This window comes from Burkholderia gladioli (assembly GCF_000959725.1).
Taxonomy (GTDB): domain Bacteria; phylum Pseudomonadota; class Gammaproteobacteria; order Burkholderiales; family Burkholderiaceae; genus Burkholderia; species Burkholderia gladioli.
In genome coordinates this window covers 2050721-2068016 of the sequence record NZ_CP009323.1, presented here as the reverse complement: position 1 = coordinate 2068016, position 17296 = coordinate 2050721, and the positions used below count along the sequence as shown (strand labels likewise).

At 68.1% G+C, this 17296-nt stretch carries 16 protein-coding genes and 1 tRNA gene; 9 read left to right on the top strand and 8 right to left on the bottom strand.

Translation table 11 applies throughout. The features are described from left to right. Positions 1-50 precede the first annotated feature (50 nt). The 4 genes from proB to rplU all read right to left on the bottom strand — a co-directional run bounded on the left by proB (position 51) and on the right by rplU (position 3170). Positions 51-1169 (bottom strand): glutamate 5-kinase, encoded by a 1119-nt coding sequence (gene proB, locus BM43_RS26280; RefSeq protein WP_025096838.1) that lies wholly within the window; start codon positions 1167-1169, stop codon positions 51-53. Between the two features lie 105 nt (positions 1170-1274). After that, entirely contained in the window at positions 1275-2384 is a 1110-nt protein-coding gene (cgtA, locus tag BM43_RS26275; protein ID WP_036048336.1) for an Obg family GTPase CgtA, read from the bottom strand. A gap of 183 nt (positions 2385-2567) precedes the next feature. Next, positions 2568-2831: a 50S ribosomal protein L27 gene (gene rpmA / locus BM43_RS26270; RefSeq protein ID WP_013696571.1), complete on the bottom strand. Its 264-nt coding sequence runs from the start codon at positions 2829-2831 to the stop codon at positions 2568-2570. A gap of 27 nt (positions 2832-2858) precedes the next feature. Continuing rightward, positions 2859-3170, bottom strand: coding sequence for a 50S ribosomal protein L21 (gene rplU, locus BM43_RS26265; RefSeq protein ID WP_004194344.1), 312 nt, complete (start codon positions 3168-3170; stop codon positions 2859-2861). A 377-nt stretch (positions 3171-3547) separates the two neighbouring features. On the opposite strand from rplU, the gene BM43_RS26260 reads away from it, so the two are divergent. The 9 genes from BM43_RS26260 (at position 3548) to BM43_RS26220 (ending at position 11366) form a co-directional block, all read left to right on the top strand. Beyond that, complete coding sequence (locus BM43_RS26260) at positions 3548-4540, top strand: polyprenyl synthetase family protein (RefSeq protein WP_036038944.1); 993 nt, start codon at positions 3548-3550, stop codon at positions 4538-4540. A gap of 30 nt (positions 4541-4570) precedes the next feature. Beyond that, positions 4571-4647, top strand: a tRNA-Pro gene (locus tag BM43_RS26255). 140 nt (positions 4648-4787) lie between these two features. Then, positions 4788-6083, top strand: coding sequence for an HlyC/CorC family transporter (locus BM43_RS26250; RefSeq protein ID WP_025096841.1), 1296 nt, complete (start codon positions 4788-4790; stop codon positions 6081-6083). A 153-nt stretch (positions 6084-6236) separates the two neighbouring features. Next, positions 6237-7481 (top strand): GspE/PulE family protein, encoded by a 1245-nt coding sequence (locus BM43_RS26245; RefSeq protein ID WP_080741966.1) that lies wholly within the window; start codon positions 6237-6239, stop codon positions 7479-7481. Beyond that, the gene (locus BM43_RS26240) at positions 7478-8686 is read left to right on the top strand and encodes a type II secretion system F family protein (RefSeq protein WP_036048339.1); all 1209 of its coding nucleotides are present in this window, start codon (positions 7478-7480) and stop codon (positions 8684-8686) included. Before BM43_RS26245 ends, BM43_RS26240 begins: the two co-directional genes overlap by 4 nt. Positions 8687-8746: 60 nt before the next feature. Continuing rightward, on the top strand, positions 8747-9637 hold the full coding sequence (locus BM43_RS26235) for a prepilin peptidase (RefSeq protein WP_036048341.1): 891 nt from the start codon (positions 8747-8749) through the stop codon (positions 9635-9637). A gap of 4 nt (positions 9638-9641) precedes the next feature. Next, positions 9642-10250 (top strand): dephospho-CoA kinase, encoded by a 609-nt coding sequence (coaE, locus tag BM43_RS26230; RefSeq protein WP_036048343.1) that lies wholly within the window; start codon positions 9642-9644, stop codon positions 10248-10250. Between the two features lie 155 nt (positions 10251-10405). Continuing rightward, positions 10406-11161: a cell division protein ZapD gene (gene zapD / locus BM43_RS26225; RefSeq protein WP_013696564.1), complete on the top strand. Its 756-nt coding sequence runs from the start codon at positions 10406-10408 to the stop codon at positions 11159-11161. A 4-nt stretch (positions 11162-11165) separates the two neighbouring features. Further along, a complete protein-coding gene (locus BM43_RS26220; protein WP_013696563.1) occupies positions 11166-11366 on the top strand; it encodes a DNA gyrase inhibitor YacG in 201 nt (66 codons plus the stop codon). Between the two features lie 116 nt (positions 11367-11482). Here BM43_RS26220 and BM43_RS26215 read toward each other — a convergent pair whose 3' ends face one another. The 4 genes from BM43_RS26215 to secA form a co-directional block, all read right to left on the bottom strand. Beyond that, positions 11483-11923 carry an NUDIX domain-containing protein gene (locus tag BM43_RS26215; protein ID WP_036048346.1) on the bottom strand — a complete coding sequence of 147 codons (441 nt, stop codon included), beginning with the start codon at positions 11921-11923 and terminating at the stop codon, positions 11483-11485. Beyond that, positions 11920-12789, bottom strand: coding sequence for an ATP-binding protein (locus tag BM43_RS26210; protein ID WP_017918573.1), 870 nt, complete (start codon positions 12787-12789; stop codon positions 11920-11922). Before BM43_RS26210 ends, BM43_RS26215 begins: the two co-directional genes overlap by 4 nt. A 69-nt stretch (positions 12790-12858) precedes the next feature. Beyond that, entirely contained in the window at positions 12859-14100 is a 1242-nt protein-coding gene (gene argJ / locus BM43_RS26205; protein WP_036048349.1) for a bifunctional glutamate N-acetyltransferase/amino-acid acetyltransferase ArgJ, read from the bottom strand. Positions 14101-14270: 170 nt separating this feature from the next. Beyond that, positions 14271-17072: a preprotein translocase subunit SecA gene (secA, locus tag BM43_RS26200; RefSeq protein ID WP_017918571.1), complete on the bottom strand. Its 2802-nt coding sequence runs from the start codon at positions 17070-17072 to the stop codon at positions 14271-14273. Positions 17073-17296: the final 224 nt, after the last annotated feature.

The window sequence follows — 17296 nt, the reverse complement described above, 5'->3', positions numbered from 1 at the left end:
GCCCGCGCGGGATATCCCGCGCGGGCTTTTTTACTGGGGCGCGAGCTGCCTCAGACCAGCACTAGATTGTCGCGATGAATCAGCTCGGGCTCGAGCATGTAGCCGAGCACCGTTTCGATCTCACCGCTCGGCTTGCGCTGGATCAGCTTGGTTTCCGCGCTGCTGTAGTTTGTCAGGCCGCGCGCGATCTCGCGACCGGCATCGTTGACGCAGGCAATCACCTCGCCGCGCGCGAACACGCCCTGCACCGCGACGATACCGATCGGCAGCAGGCTCTTGCCGCCAGCCGTCAGCTTCTCGACCGCGCCGGCGTCGATCACCACGTGGCCACGCACCTGCAGGTGGTCGGCCATCCATTGCTTGCGCGCAGCCATGCGCGCGGTGCGTGCGATCAGCTGGGTGCCGATCGCCTCGCCCGCGGCCAGCCGCACCAGCACCTCGGTCTCGCGGCCGCTCGCGATCACCGTGTTGGCGCCGCTGTGCGCGGCACGCTTGGCGGCCAGGATCTTGGTCAGCATGCCGCCCCGGCCCAGGCTCGAGCCGGCACCACCGGCCATCGCTTCGAGCTCGGGCGCGCCCGCATCGGCTTCTTGCACCAGGGTGGCGGCCGGGTCCTTGCGCGGATCGGCGGTGAACAGGCCCGACTGGTCGGTCAGGATCACCAGCGCATCGCCCTCGATCAGGTTCGCGACCAGCGCGCCGAGCGTGTCGTTGTCGCCGAACTTGATTTCGTCGGTGACCACCGTGTCGTTCTCGTTGATGATCGGCACCACGCCCAGGCGCAGCAGCGTCAGCAGGGTCGAGCGCGCGTTGAGGTAGCGTTCGCGATCGGCCAGATCGGCGTGGGTCAGCAGGATCTGCGCGGTGCGGATGCCGTGCTCGGCGAAGCGGCTCTCGTAGACCTGCGCGAGCCCCATCTGGCCGACCGCGGCGGCGGCCTGCAACTCGTCGATCTCGCGTGGCCGCTTGCTCCAGCCGAGCCGCTGCATGCCCTCGGCGATCGCGCCCGAGCTGACCAGCACGACCTCCTTGCCGGCCTCGCGCAGGGCCGCGATCTGCGCCGCCCAACGGCCGATCGCCGCATGATCGAGCCCGCGCCCGTCGTTGGTGACGAGGCTGGAACCCACCTTCACAACCAATCGCTTCGAATCGGCGATGATCGAACGCATCGTGCGCTAACTCCTGTCAGTGAAGCGCAATCCAAATCGGGATGCGACGGGCGCGAGCCCGTCGCCCGAGCCGGGCACGGCGGCGGCATGCGCCGCCGCCGGCCTTCAGTCCGCGTCGGACTTCGACGGCGCGGCGCCGCCCGGCGTCTCGCGGAAACGCACGTCGGCGGCCAGGTCCTCGGCTTCGGAGGCGCGATGCGCATCCGAATGCTCGGTGAGGTAGTCGTAGACGGCGTAGACGAGGTTATCGCAGCCCTGCCCGGTCAGCGCCGAGATCTCGAACACCGGGCCATCCCAGCCGAAGCGGCGGATGAAATCGGCGACGCGCTCGGCGCGCTCGTCCTCGGGCACCATGTCGAGCTTGTTCAGCACCAGCCAGCGCGGCTTCTCGTAGAGCGATTCGTCGTACTTGCGCAGCTCGCCGACGATGGCCGTGGCCTCGGCGACCGGATCGACGTTCTCGTCGAAGGGCGCGAGGTCGACCAGGTGCAGCAGCACGCCGGTGCGCTGGAGGTGGCGCAGGAACTGGTGGCCGAGGCCCGCGCCCTCGGCGGCGCCCTCGATCAGACCCGGGATGTCGGCGATCACGAAGCTCTTGCTCGGGCCCACACGCACCACGCCGAGGTTCGGCGCGAGCGTGGTGAACGGGTAGTCGGCGATCTTCGGCTTGGCGTTGGACACCGAAGAAATGAAGGTCGACTTGCCCGCGTTGGGCATGCCGAGCAGACCGACGTCGGCCAGCACCTTCAGCTCGAGCTTCACCATGCGGCGCTCGCCGGGCTTGCCATCGGTCTTCTGCCGCGGCGCGCGATTGGTGCTCGACTTGAAGTGCAGGTTGCCGAGGCCGCCCGCGCCGCCTTCGGCCACCAGCACCTTCTGCTCGTGCTCGGTCAGGTCGGCGATCAGCTCGCCGGTATCCATGTCGGTGATCACGGTGCCGACCGGCATGCGCAGCGTGATGTCGTCGCCGCCCTTGCCGTAGCAATCCGAGCCGCGCCCGTTCTCGCCGTTGCGCGCCAGGTGTTTCTTCGCGAACCGGTAGTCGATCAGCGTGTTGATGTTGCGGTCGGCGACCGCGTAGACGCTGCCGCCGCGGCCGCCGTCGCCGCCGTCCGGCCCGCCGAACGGAACGAACTTCTCGCGGCGCATCGACGCGCTGCCATCACCTCCGTTCCCGGCGATGACTTCGATTCGCGCTTCGTCAATGAACTTCATCCGTTGCTCCGCCCAGAATTTGAACCAATATTGTGCCGCGTGCCGCCGCGCTTGACCAATCCGCCCCGGGGGCAGGTCGAGCCAGACCGGGCCGGCCAGGCCGCGCGCGCCATCGCGCAAATGAAAAAGGCCCCGCGTGTTCCGCGGGGCCTTTGAGGCTATGAAGCCCGAACCGGCGAAAACTTACGCAGCGGCCGGAACGACGATAACCGTGTGCTTGCGGGCTGCGCCCTTGGTCGCGAACTTCACGTGACCATCGACCAGCGCGAACAGCGTGTGGTCCTTGCCGATGCCGACGTTTTCGCCCGGGTGCATGCGCGTGCCGCGCTGACGGACGATGATGCCACCGGCATTGATTGCCTGGCCGCCGTAAACCTTCACGCCGAGGCGCTTCGATTCGGAGTCGCGGCCGTTGCGGGAAGACCCGCCTGCCTTTTTGTGTGCCATTTGATAGCTCCTTTACCGTCTTGGCGCTTACGCGTTGATCGCGTCGATGCGCAGTTCGGTGTAGTTCTGGCGGTGGCCGCCGTGCTTTTGGTAGTGCTTCCGGCGACGCATCTTGAAGATGGTGACCTTGGCATGACGACCGTGGGAGACAACGGTAGCCTTGACGGAAGCCCCACTGACCAGCGGCGTACCGAACTGAATCGATTCGCCTTCGCCTACCGCGAGAACCTGGTCGAGCGTGATTTCTGCGTCAATGTCTGCCGGTATCTGTTCTACTTTGAGTTTTTCGCCGACGGCAACCTTGTACTGCTTGCCACCGGTTTTTATGACCGCGTACATTGAGAACCTCACTCTGGATCTGTTTTTCCATGCACCGCGCACGGAAAACGCGTGATTATACAGAGAGTTAGCAGTCAGGTCAAAACCTATCGTCGATGCGACTCGCGGGACCGTTTCCGGCTGTGGATTCGCAGCCCGGGCGTGTCCTCGCTTCGATGCGGCCCTGTAGCCGGCAGCGGCCTCTCGCGGCCCGCCGAGCAAGGCGCCGGGGCTCGTGTCACCCGGTGCGGCGCGGTCTCGTCGGGTGTCGCCGACGCGCGCCCAGCGCGCCGCGATCGCACCACAGATCGGCGCGCAAAACCGGCCATCCGGCAGGCGCCGGCCCGGCGCGGCGCCGAATCGCCTTATAATCCGGCGCACTACCCAATTCCATGATCATGTCGTCCACTGCCTCCCCTTCCCTGAGCGCTGCCCAACTGCTGGCCCCGATCGTCGACGATATGGAGCAGGTCAACCGCGTGATTCGGCACAGCCTGTCGTCCGACGTGCTGCTGATCAACCAGATCGCGGAATACATCATCGGCGCGGGCGGCAAGCGGCTGCGGCCTGCCCTGCTGCTGCTCGTCGCGGGCGCGCTGGGCGACGGCTCGAGCCATCGCCACACGCTGGCCGCCGTCGTCGAGTTCATCCACACCGCGACGCTGCTGCACGACGACGTGGTCGACGAATCGGAACTGCGGCGCGGCCGCAAGACCGCCAACGCGCTGTTCGGCAACGCCGCCAGCGTGCTGGTGGGCGACTATCTCTACTCGCGCTCGTTCGAGATGATGGTCGGCGTCGGCAAGATGCGCGTGATGGAGATCCTTTCCGAGGCGACCACCATCATCTCCGAGGGCGAGGTGCTGCAACTGCTCAACATGCATGACGCCGACGTCGACGAATCGCGCTACATGCAGGTGATCCGCTACAAGACGGCCAAGCTGTTCGAGGCCTCGGCGCGGCTGGGCGCCGTGCTGGCCGGCGCGGACGCGAGCACCGAGGCCGCCGCCGCCGAATACGGCCGCCGCATCGGCACCGCCTTCCAGATCATGGACGACTGGCTCGACTACGCGGGCACCGCCGAATCGATGGGCAAGAACGCCGGCGACGACCTGCGCGAAGGCAAGCCGACGCTGCCGCTGATCCACCTGCTCGAACATGGCACGCCCGAGCAGCAGGCGCTGGCGCGCGAGGCCATCGAGCAGGGCGGCACCGACCGCTTCGAGACGATCTTCGAGGCGATCACGCGTTCGGGCGCGCTCGACCACACGCTGGAATGCGCGCGTCAGGAAGCCCAGGCCGCGGCCGATGCAATTTTTTCGTTTCCCTCTTCCATTTTCAAAAACTCGCTGCTAGAATTATGTTCTTACTCGACGACACGAAAGTCTTGAAAGAGACGAAAGTGGCAGAAGAGTCCAATTCGGGGTGTAGCTTAGCCTGGTAGAGCGCTACGTTCGGGACGTAGAGGCCGGAGGTTCGAATCCTCTCACCCCGACCAGAATTGCAAAAACCGCGCAGTCACTGCGCGGTTTTTTTTCGCCTGTCGCCGGCGAAGCACGGCAGCCGGCCCGTCACGAGCGGCACCCGCCCCTCTGCTATAGTCATTCCCATTCCTGACCCTGACCGACCCCGATCCGAGTGGACCACATTCCCTTATGGGCGCAAATCTGCGCCGTCTTTGTCCTGCTCCTCTGCTCCAGCTTCTTCTCGATCTCTGAAACGGCCATGATGGCGCTCAACCGCCATCGGCTGAAACTGCTCGCCGGCCAGAACGCGCTCGGCGCGAAGACCACCCAGCGCCTGCTGTCGCGCACCGACACGCTGCTCAGCGTGATCCTGATCGGCAACAACCTGTTCAACACCATCATCCCGGTGCTGACCACCTCGATCGCGCTGCGCACCTTCGGCCACGACAACCTGGTGCTGTCGATCGCGACCGGCATCGTCGCCTTCCTGATCATCGTGTTCGCGGAAATCACGCCGAAGATCGTCGGCGCGACCTATCCCGAGCGCATCGCGCTGCCGGCCAGCCTGGTGATCGCGCCGCTGATGCGCGTCATGAAACCGGTGATCTGGTTCGTCAACCAGCTCGCCAACGGCATCTTGCGCATGCTGCGCATCAATACCCAGGGCGATCGCGACCAGCGCTTCTCGCCCGAGGAGCTGCGCTCGATCGTGCTCGAATCCGGCAGCTTCATGCCGACCAAGCACCGCAGCATCCTGCTGAACCTGTTCGACCTCGAGAACATCACCGTCGACGACGTGATGATCCCGCGCCGCCAGATCGAGTCGCTGAACTTCGACGCCCCGCTCGACGACATCCTCCACCAGCTGGAGACCTGCTACCACAACCGGCTGATCGTCTACCAGGGCGATATCGACCAGGTGCTCGGCGTGCTGCACGTGCGCAAGACGCTGACCGCGCTGCACAACCAGGAGCTCGACCGCGACACGCTGCGCGGCCTGCTGGCCGAGCCTTATTACGTGCCCTCGGGCACGCCGGTGTTCCAGCAGCTCCAGTATTTCCAGGAGAGCCGACAGCGCACCGCGCTGGTGGTCAACGAATACGGCGAACTGGAAGGGCTGCTCACGCCCGAGGACATCATCGAGGAGCTGATCGGCGAGTTCACCACCTCCACGCCGAACGGCGGCAGCTCGCGCGGCGGCTGGAACGCCAGCGGCGAATGCATCGTCGCCGGCAGCATCCCGCTGCGCGAACTGAACCGCTGGCTGCACCTGAGCTTGCCGACCAAGGGGCCGAAGACGCTCAACGGGCTGATCCTCGAGATCCTCGAGGAGATTCCCGACGGCGACGTCTGCATGAAGATCGGCGACGTGATGCTCGAGGTGATGCGCAGCGACGACCAGGCCGTGCGCACCGTCAAGCTGTTCAAGCCGCGCACCACGCGCGGCGCGCGCGCCCTGCTGCGCTGAAGCCGGCCCGCGCCGCCGTGAGCAGCGGCGCCGGGCTCTCTCGCTGGCGGCCGCGCCACCGTGCACTGGCCATCCGGCCGACTGCCGCGTCCCGCCCGGCCGCGCGATGATCGTTTCATCGTGATTCGCAGGCGGCCTCGCGGCCGGTCCCCGATGTCCACTCCCTTGCCGCCCCTGGCACCGCTTCCCCCCCTCGCCGCCGACACGGCATCCTCGGCTGCAGCCGGCGACGCGCCGGTGGTCGCGCTGGTCAACGAGATCCTCAAGGCCGCCACCGCGCGCGACGCCTCCGACATCCATATCGAACCGGCCGAGCAAGGCTGGCGCGTGCGATTGCGCATCGACGGCGCGCTCCATCCGTTCGCCGCGCCGCCCGCGCACCTGCGCGACGGCGTGGTCACGCGCCTGAAGGTGCTGTCGCGCCTGGACATCGCCGAGCGGCGCGTGCCGCAGGATGGCCGCCTGCGCATCGCCCTCGCGCCGGGCCTGACGGGCGACTACCGCGTCAGCTCGCTGCCCACGCTGCACGGCGAGAAGCTGGTGCTGCGCCGCCTCGACACGCTGCCGGCCAACCTGTCGCTATCCTCGCTCGGCTTCGATGCGCGGCAGGCCGGCGCGCTCGAAGCGGCCGTCGCCGCGCCGCACGGGCTGGTGCTGGTGACAGGGCCGACCGGCAGCGGCAAGACCGTCACGCTCTATTGCTGTTTGCAGGGGCTCAATCTAGCCTCGCGCAATCTCTGCACCATCGAGGATCCGGCCGAGCTGCAACTCGATGGGCTGAACCAGGTCAATGTGCGCGACAAGGCCGGCCTGAGCTTCGCGGTCGCGCTGCGCGCCTTCCTGCGCCAGGATCCGGACGTGATCATGGTCGGCGAGATCCGTGACGCCGAAACCGCCGACGTGGCGCTGAAGGCCGCGCAGACCGGCCACCTGGTGTTGTCGACGCTGCATACCAACGATGCGCCGGGCGCGATCGCGCGCCTGCTCGACATCGGCGTGGCGCCCTATCACATCGCCGCGGCGCTGAGGATCGTCACCGCCCAGCGCCTGGTGCGCCGGCTCTGCGTCACATGCCGCCGGCCTTCGCGCGAGTCGATCCCGACCCTGCTCGCGGCCGGCCTCGATCCGACCCGGCTCGAAGACGGCTGGCGCCCCTTCGTCGCGGCCGGTTGCGAGGCCTGCCATGGCATCGGCTATCGCGGCCGGATCGGCGTGCATCAGGTGATGGCGGTTTCCGACACGCTGCGCGAGCGGATCGTCGCCCGCGCGGGCAGCCTCGCGCTCACGCGCCAGGCGCAGGCCGACGGCATGCGCTCGCTGCGCGAGGCCGCCCTGGCTCGCGTGCACGACGGCAGCACCAGCCTCGACGAGGCCTGCGCGGTCGCCGAGGCCGGATGAGCATGCCCGCCTCGGGGGAACGGCGCTTTCGCTGGGCCGGCGCGACACGCGACGGGACGCAGCGGCGCGGCAAGCTCATCGCCGTCGACGGCGCCGCGGCGCGCCGCCAGCTCAGGCGCGCCGGCATCAGCGTGCTCGAACTGGCCGATCAAGGCCCGGCCCGCGCGCCGGCGGCCGGCAGCCGCGAGATCACGCGCTTCGCGCAACAGCTGAGCGGCCTGCTACGCGCCGGGCTGCCGCTCGCGCCGGCCCTCGACCTGCTCGCCGAGGCGGGCGGCCGACGCGACCTCGGCCGCATCGCCGCCGGGCTGGCGCGCGCAATCGGCGCCGGGCGCCAGTTGTCGGAAGCGATGCGGCATTACCCGCGCCAGTTCGATCCGATGTTCCGGCAGTTGATCGCGGTCGGCGAGGCATCCGGCCAGCTCGCGCCCTTGCTGGCGCGCCTGGCCGAGGATCGCGAGCGCGGCGCCGCGCAACGCGCGCGGGTGCGTGGAGCCCTCGCCTACCCGCTCGCCGTGCTGGGCTTCGCCCTGCTCATCACGGTCGCGCTGCTGGCCTGGGTCGTGCCGACCTTCGCCCAGGTGTTCGAGGGTTTCGGCGCGACCCTGCCGGCCCCGACGCGCTTCGTGCTTGCCCTGTCCGATGGCCTGATGGTCTTCGGACCACCCGCCGCGCTGGGCTCGTTCGCCGCCGGCGCGGGCGTCGCGCTGCTGCTGCGCCGCTCGGCCGAGGCCCGCCACCGGGCCGGGCACCTCGCGCTGCGCCTGCCGCTCGCCGGCCCCTTGCTGCGCACGCTCGCTGCCGCGCGCTGGAGCCGCACGCTCGGCACCCTGCTGCGCGCCGGCACGCCGCTTGCCGACGCCTTCGACTCGCTCGCCCAAGCCACCGGCAATCCCGTGTTCGATCGCGCGACCGGTGACATCGCCACACGCCTGCTGCACGGTGAGCGGCTCGCCGCCGCGATGCGCGCGGTCGGCTGCTTCCCGGCTGAGGTGGTCCAGCCGATCGCGGTCGCCGAGGAATCGGGCACGCTCGACGCGATGCTCGCCGACATCGCCTCGCTCTGCGAGCGGCAGGTCGACGAGCGGATCGGCGCCTTGACGAGCCTCTGCGAGCCGCTGGTGGTGATCGTGCTCGGCGTGCTAGTGGGCGCCCTGGTGGTCGCGATGTACCTGCCGATCGTCCAGCTCGGCAACGTGGTGTAGCATCGCTCCCGGTTCCGACTCTCGCCGATTCCTCCCGAATTCCTTTTCCCAGCCTTCCCGATGATCTCGTCTTTCGCCCTTGCCGATCCGTCGCTCGCGTTCGCCGCGCTGCCGGCCGCCGTCCGCTACGTGTTCGCGACCGTGCTCGGGCTGGTGATCGGCAGCTTCCTGAACGTGGTCGCGCATCGCGTGCCGATCATGATGCAGCGCGCCTGGCAGGCCGAACTCGCCGAGGCCACCGGCGGCGACCCGGCGCCCGACGACGGGCTGCCGCCGCGCTACGATCTGTGGGCGCCGCACAGCGCCTGTCCTCACTGCGGCCACGTGCTGCGCGCCTGGGAAAACGTGCCGGTGCTGAGCTATCTGGCGCTGCGCGGGCGCTGCGCCCGGTGCCGCGCGCCGATCAGCCCGCGCTACCCGCTGGTCGAGCTGGTTTCCGGCCTGCTGGCGGTCGCCTCGCTGGCCGTGTTCGGTCCCGTTCCGGCCGCGCTGGCCGCCTTCGGCCTCTGCGCGATGCTGCTGGCGATGAGCCTGATCGACGTCAAGACCGGCTACCTGCCCGATTCGATGACCCTGCCGCTGTTGTGGGCCGGGCTGCTCGTCAATCTGTGGGGCAATTTCGTCGACCTGCGCGAAGCCGTGATCGGCGCGATCGCCGGCTACCTGTTCCTCTGGTGCGTGTTCTGGCTGTTCAAGCTGCTGCGCGGCATCGAGGGCATCGGTTATGGCGACCTCAAGCTGCTCGCCGCGCTCGGCGCCTGGCTCGGCTGGATCGCCCTGCCCCAGGTGCTGCTGATCGCGGCCCTCAGCGGCGCGGCGGTCGGCCTGCTGGCGATGTGGCGCGGCCGCATGCGCTACGAGGAGCCGCTGCCGTTCGGGCCGTTCCTCGCGCTCGGCGGCATCCTCACCTTGCTGCACGGCACGCCGTTCTACCTGACGATCGGAGGCTGACCCCATGTTCTCGGTGGGATTGACGGGCGGTATCGGCAGCGGCAAGACCACGGTCGCGAACCGTTTCGGCGCGCGCGGCGCGACCCTGGTCGATACCGACGCGATCGCGCACCGGGTCACCGCGCCCGGCGGCGCCGCGATGCCGGCGATCGCCGCCGCGTTCGGCCCGGCCTTCGTGGCCGCCGACGGGTCGCTCGACCGGGCCCGGATGCGCGCGCTGGTGTTCGGTGACGACGCCGCGCGCAAGCGGCTGGAGGCCATCACGCATCCGCTGATCCGCGCCGAGACCGAGCAGCAGGCCGCGCGAGCGAATGGCCCTTATGTGATCTTCGTGGTACCGCTGCTGGTCGAGTCGGGCAGTTGGCGCAACCGCGTCGATCGCGTGCTGGTGGTCGATTGCGAGGTCGAGACGCAGATCGCGCGCGTCATGCAGAGGAACGGCTTCGCGCGCGAGCAGGTCGAGGCGATCGTGGCACGCCAGGCCACGCGCGAGGCCCGCCTGGCGGCGGCCGACGACGTGATCGTCAACGAGGCCGCGCCAGATGCGGCGCTCGATACCCGCATCGACGCGCTGCACGCGCATTACCTCGCGCTGGCCGCATCGAAGTCCTGAACGTTCCCTGGCCCGCCGGGCCGGGCCCGCGCGGGATCGAGCAAGCGCCACGCCTGCGCGCATCCCTGCGCAAGGCGCGATTGCGACGCCTGAGCGTGGGCATTAGAATGTCCAGCAATTCCGGTCCTTTGTCCCAACGCCCGAGGCGAGCGCGCTTGATCCTTTACGAGTATCCGTTCAACGAACGCATCCGCACCTTGCTGCGCCTCGAAGACCTGTTCGAGCGCCTGGCGTTCTTCCTGTCGCAGGAAGATCCGAGGGAGCATCACGTGGCGCTGACGACGCTGTTCGAAATCGCGGAAGTCGCGGGCCGAGCGGATCTCAAGTCGGACCTGATGAAGGAACTGGAACGCCAGCGGCAGACGCTCGCGCCGTTTCGCGGCAACCCCGGCATCGAGCAGAACGCGCTCGAGGCGGTGCTCGGCGAAATCGAGCAGACCCTCGCCAATCTCGGCCAGATGCAGGGCAAGACCGGCCAGCACCTGCTCGACAACGAATGGCTGGGCAGCATTCGCAGCCGCGCCGTGATCCCGGGCGGCACCTGCAAGTTCGACCTGCCCTCGTATTACGCCTGGCAGCAATGGCCCGCCGAGCAGCGGCGCCAGGACATCACCAAGTGGGCGATGCCTCTGCTGCCGCTGCGCGACGCGGCCACCATCGTGCTGCGCCTGGCGCGCGAATCGGGCCAGGCCTCGAAGGTGATGGCGATGCAGGGCAGCTACCAGCAGATGCTGTCGGGACGCACCTACCAGTTGATGCAGGTGCGCGTGCCGCCGGAACTCCATGTGATCCCCGAAGCCAGCGCCAACAAGTACATGCTGTGGGTGCGCTTCACCGTCCAGGACGGCGATGTGCGGCCGCGCGCGGTCGACATCGACGTGCCGTTCCAGTTGACGCTCTGTAATCTCTGAAATCGTGACTCTTGCCGTCAAATGCCCGGCCTGCGGAAAACAGGTCCGCTGGGTTCCGGAAAATACCTTCCGCCCGTTCTGCTCGGCCCGCTGCAAGCAGATGGATCTCGGCGCCTGGGCTGCCGAACGCTATCGGATCGGTGGCACCGACGAGGAGCCGTCGTCGGACGCGGAGCCGGAAGGCGGCTCCGGCCGTCACGACTGAGCGGTCACTTTCCCCAGGCTGCCGCGAGCGCGGCGTCCTGAATTCGACGCGATATAACGGGGAAGTGGTGCCGCCCGGCCGAACGACCGGGCGGAAAAGATAGGGCCGAGGAGTGATCAGCCCGCCTCGGCCTCGCGTGCCAGCAGTTCGAGCACCGGCAGGGCCGCCGGCAACAGCGGATCGACCTCCACGGGCAATTGCTGCCAGACGAAGGCCTGCCCTTCACGGCTATGCGGCTCGCCGTCCCAGCCCGTCACCTTGCAGAAGAACAGCCGCACATAGGCGTGCGGATAATCATGCTCCAGCGTGTGCCAGCGATGGCAGGCCGTGACGTGAATCCCCAGTTCCTCGTGCAACTCGCGCGAAAGCGCCGCTTCCACGCTCTCGCCCGGCTCTAGCTTGCCGCCGGGGAACTCCCAGTAACCTTCATAGGGCTTGCCGGCCGGGCGCTGCGCGAGCAGGTAGCGGCCGTCGGGCTGCACCAGCACGCCGACCGCCACCTCGGTGACCTTGCGCGGCGCCGTGCCGCCGGCCGTGCTTTCGGCGTTCACCGTCATATGCTCTCCTGACGACCGGAGCGGTCGCGCGCGAACTGCCAGGCCACCCGGCCCGAACGCGAGCCGCGTTCGAGCGCCCAGACCAGCGCGTCGCCGCGCGCGGCCTCGACTTGCGCCTCGTCGCAGCCGAAATGGCGCAGCCAGTGCCCGACGATCGCGAGGTAGTCGTCCTGCTTGAACGGGTAGAAGCTGACCCACAGCCCGAAACGCTCGGACAGCGAGATCTTCTCCTCCACCACTTCGCCGGGATGGATCTCGCCGTCGGGCAGGTGCTTGTAGCTCTCGTTGTCGCTCATGTACTCCGGCAGCAGGTGCCGGCGGTTCGAGGTCGCGTAGATCAGCACGTTGTCGGACTGCGCCGAGATCGAGCCGTCCAGCGCCACCTTCAGCGCCTTGTAGCCGGATTCGCCGTCCTCGAAGGAGAGATCGTCGCAGAACACGATGAAGCGCTCCGGCCGCGCCGAGATCAGATCGACGATATCGCCGAGATCATGCAGGTCGTCCTTGTCGACCTCGATCAGCCGCAGACCGTCGGCCGCGAAGGCATTGAGGCAGGCCTTGATCAGCGAGGACTTGCCGGTGCCGCGCGCGCCCGTCAGCAGCACGTTGTTGGCGGGGCGCCGCGTCACGAACTGGCGCGTGTTCTGTTCGATCAGCCCCTTCTGGCGATCGATGTTGTGCAGGTCGTCGAGCGCGATCTGCGAGATGGCCGGCACGGCCTGCAGGTAACCGCGCCCTTGGCGCTTGCGCCAGCGAAATGCCGTCGCGGCATTCCAGTCGACGTCGGCGGGCGCCGGCGGCAGCAGGGCTTCGAAACGGCCCAGCAGGGCTTCGGCGCGGTCGAGAAACTGTTCGAGCTTGTCCATCCACTTTCCAGCAATCGGGTGATTCGAATTCGGCGGCGGCACGGCGCGCCGGGCGCGCCATGCGCCGGCTCAGGAGCGGTAGTCGGCGTTGATGCTGACGTAGTCGTGCGACAGGTCGCAGGTCCACACCGTCGCGCTGGCCTCGCCACGGCCCAGCAGCACGCGGATCGTGATCTCGCTCTGCTTCATGACGCGCTGGCCGTCGGCTTCCTGGTAGGCCGGGTTGCGGCCGCCGGCCTTGGCCACCAGCACGTCGTCGAGGTAGAGATCGATCTTGCCGACATCCAGGTCGCTCACCCCGGCGTAGCCAATCGCGGCCAGGATCCGGCCGAGGTTGGGGTCCGATGCGTAGAACGCCGTCTTCACCAGCGGCGAATGGCCGATCGCGTAGGCGATCTTCCGGCATTCCGCCACGTCGCGGCCGCCCTCGACCTGCACCGTCATGAACTTGGTGGCGCCCTCGCCGTCGCGCACGATCAGTTGCGACAGCGTCTGCGCCACCTCGGTGACGGCCTCGCGCAGCGCGGCGTAGGCGGGCGAGTCGACCGAATCGATCGCCGGCAGGCTCGACTTGCCCGAGGCGATCAGGATGAAGGAATCGTTGGTCGAGGTATCGCCGTCGATCGTGATGCAGTTGAAGGAGCGGTTCGCGACCTCCTTCACCAGTTGGTCGAGCACCGGCTGCGCGACCTTGGCGTCGAAGGCCAGGTAGCCGAGCATGGTGGCCATGTTCGGCTTGATCATGCCGGCGCCCTTGCTGATGCCGGTCAGCGTGACCGTGTGCCCGTCGATCGTGACCTGGCGCGAGGCGGCCTTGGGCAGCGTGTCGGTGGTCATGATCGCCTGCGCGGCGTCGAACCAGTTGGCGGCCGCCCGGTTCGCCAGCGCGGCCGGCAGGCCGGCCTTCAGGCGATCGACGGGCAGCGGCTCGAGAATCACGCCGGTGGAGAACGGCAACACCTGCGAGGGCTGCAGGCCGGCCAGGCGCGCGAGCTCGTCGCAGGTCGCGCGGGTCGCCGCCAGGCCCGGCTCGCCGGTGCCGGCGTTCGCGTTACCGGTATTGACCACCAGCGCGCGAATCGCCGGGCCGCCGGCACGCACCGCGGCCAGGTGTTCGCGGCAGACGATCACGGGCGCCGCGCAGAAGCGGTTCTCGGTGAACACGCCGGCCACCGTCGCGCCCTCCTCGACCGAGATGACGAGCACGTCCTTGCGGTTCGGCTTGCGGATGTTGGCCTCGGCCCAGCCTAGCGTGACGCCGGCGACGGGATGCAGTTGCGCGGGATCGATCGAAGGGAAATTGACAGCCATGGAGACACCTGCCGGAAGGAAAATGCCGGCTCCTGCCGGCATCGATGGATTCGAACGAAGCGGCGGCGCGCATTGCTGCGGGCCGCCGCGGATTCATCTTGCAGTACGCAAGTGACGAAACGGCGACCGTGCGCGGCATGGATCGCATGCCGCGTCGGCCGCCGCCGGGATCAACTCAGCTTGCCGTGGCACTGCTTGTACTTCTTGCCGCTGCCGCAGGGGCAGGGATCGTTACGGCCGACCCGCGGCACCTCGCCCACGGCATTGCCCGCCATCGCATCGCCGACCAGCTCGGCCGTGGCATCGGTGGCGGCCGCCGCGGCCACCGCGACGCCGGCCGCGGCCGCGCCCGCATCGGAGAAATCGGCGTGGCGGAACTCGACGTTGTCGAGATTGCCGCCCGCTTCCTCGATCTGCTCGGCGGCTTCCTCGAGCTGCTCGGGCGACTGGATCTGCACGTTCATGACGATACGCGTGACTTCCTGCTTGGTCGCCTCGAGCATCGCGGCGAACAGCTCGAAGGCTTCGCGCTTGTATTCCTGCTTCGGGTTCTTCTGCGCGTAACCGCGCAGGTGGATGCCCTGGCGCAGGTGGTCGAGCGCGGCCAGGTGCTCGCGCCAGAGGCGGTCGAGCGTCTGCAGCATGATCGAGCGCTCGAAGGAGCTGAAGGCCTCGCGGCCGACCATTGCGACCTTGGCCTCGTAATGCTCGTCGGCGGCCGTCACGACAGCCTCCAGGATCTCGTCGACGCTGATCGACTGCGACTCGTTGACCATCTCCTGGATCGCCAGGTCGAGCCCCCAGTCGTTGCGCAGCGCTTCCTCGAGCTCGGGCAGGTCCCATTGCTCCTCGATGCTGCCCTGCGGCACGAACTGGTGGACCACCTCGGTGATCACGCCGTGGCGCATCGCGCCGATCGTCTCGGCAATGTCGTGCGCCTCGAGCAGTTCATTGCGCTGCTGGTAGATGACCTTGCGCTGGTCGTTGGAGACGTCGTCGTATTCGAGCAGTTGCTTGCGGATGTCGAAGTTGCGCGCCTCGACCTTGCGTTGCGCCGATTCGATCGAGCGCGTCACGATGCCGGCCTCGATCGCCTCGCCCTCGGGCATCTTCAGGCGGTCCATGATGGCGCGCACGCGGTCGCCCGCGAAAATGCGCAGCAGCGGATCGTCGAGCGACAGGTAGAAGCGCGAGGAACCCGGGTCGCCCTGGCGGCCGGCACGACCGCGCAGCTGGTTGTCGATCCGGCGCGATTCGTGACGCTCGGTGCCGATGATGTGCAGGCCGCCAGCGGCCTTGACCTGCTCGTGCAGCGTCTCCCACTCGTCGTGCAGCTGCTTGATGCGCGCGGCCTTCTCCTCGGCCGGGATCGCCTCGTCGGCCTCGAGGAAGGCGGCCTGCTTCTCGGCGTTGCCGCCCAGCACGATGTCGGTACCGCGACCGGCCATGTTGGTGGCGATCGTGATCCGCTTTGGCCGGCCGGCCTCGGCGACGATCGCCGCCTCGCGCGCGTGCTGCTTGGCGTTGAGCACCTCGTGCGGCAGCCCGGCCTGCTTGAGCAGGTGCGAGAGCAGCTCGGAGTTCTCGATCGAGGTGGTGCCGACCAGCACCGGCTGGCCACGCTCGTAGCAGTCGCGGATGTCGCGGATCACCGCGTCGTAGCGCTCCTTCGCGCTCTTGTAGATCTGGTCCTGCTTGTCGATCCGCTTGGGCGGACGGTTGGTGGGGATCACCACCGTCTCGAGGCCGTAGATCTCGTTGAATTCGTACGCTTCGGTATCGGCCGTGCCGGTCATGCCGGCCAGCTTCGCGTACATGCGGAAGTAGTTCTGGAAGGTGATCGAGGCGAGCGTCTGGTTCTCGCTCTGGATCTTCGCGTGCTCCTTGGCCTCGACCGCCTGGTGCAGGCCGTCGGACCAGCGGCGACCCGCCATCAGGCGGCCGGTGAACTCGTCGACGATCACCACCTCGCCGTTCTGCACCACGTAGTGCTGGTCGAGATGGAACAGCGTGTGGGCGCGCAGCGCCGCGTACACGTGGTGCATCAGCGTGATGTTCTGCGGCGCGTACAGGCTCTCGCCCTCGCCGATCAGGCCCCACTCGGACAGCAGGCGCTCGGCCTTCTCGTGACCCAACTCGGTCAGGAACACCTGGCGCGCCTTCTCGTCGAGCGTGTAGTCGCCCGGCTTCTCGACGCCGGTGCCGTCGGCCTTTTCCTCGCCGATCTGGCGCTCGAGCAGCGGCGGCAGCGCGTTCATGCGCACGTAGAGCTCGGTGTGGTCCTCGGCCTGGCCCGAGATGATCAGCGGCGTGCGGGCCTCGTCGATCAGGATCGAGTCCACTTCGTCGACCACCGCGAAGTTCAGCGCCCGCTGCACGCGCGCCTCGGTCTCGTAGACCATGTTGTCGCGCAGGTAGTCGAAGCCGAATTCGTTGTTGGTGCCGTAGGTGATGTCGGACGCGTAGGCTTCCTGCTTCTGCTCGTGCTCCATGCCGGACAGGTTGATGCCGACCGACAGCCCGAGGAAGTTGTAGAGGCGCGCCATCCACTCGGCATCGCGCTGCGCCAGGTAGTCGTTGACGGTCACCACGTGCACGCCGCGGCCCGACAGCGCGTTCAGGTAGACCGGCAGCGTCGCCACCAGGGTCTTGCCCTCGCCGGTGCGCATTTCGGCGATCTTGCCGTAATGCAGCACCATGCCGCCGATCAGCTGCACGTCGAAGTGGCGCATCTTCAGCACTCGCCGGCTGGCTTCGCGGCACACCGCGAACGCCTCCGGCAGCAGCTTGTCGAGCGACTCGCCGGCCGCGACACGCTGCCGGAATTCACCCGTCTTGCCGCGCAACTGGTCATCCGTCAGCTGCTCGAATTGCGATTCGAGCGCATTGATCGCCGTGACGGTCTTTTGGTATTGCTTGACTAGCCGCTGGTTGCGGCTGCCAAAAATCTTCTGGAGAAAACCGGTTGTCATCGATCGGGTCTGCGTCGCAGCAACGGCCCCGGAGCGGATGACGCCGGCCCCGGCGCGCCGAGCCTTGGCGGCTTAGCGTATGAGTGAATTCAAACGAGGAATTTTAGCACGCGCATTTAGGCAAGCCGGTGTCGCGCCGGCACCGACTTCGCCGGCCGCGACGCCCGGGCCGAAGCTGCCCGCGCCGCTACCGATATGCGGGCGGATCGGCGCCACCGCAAGAG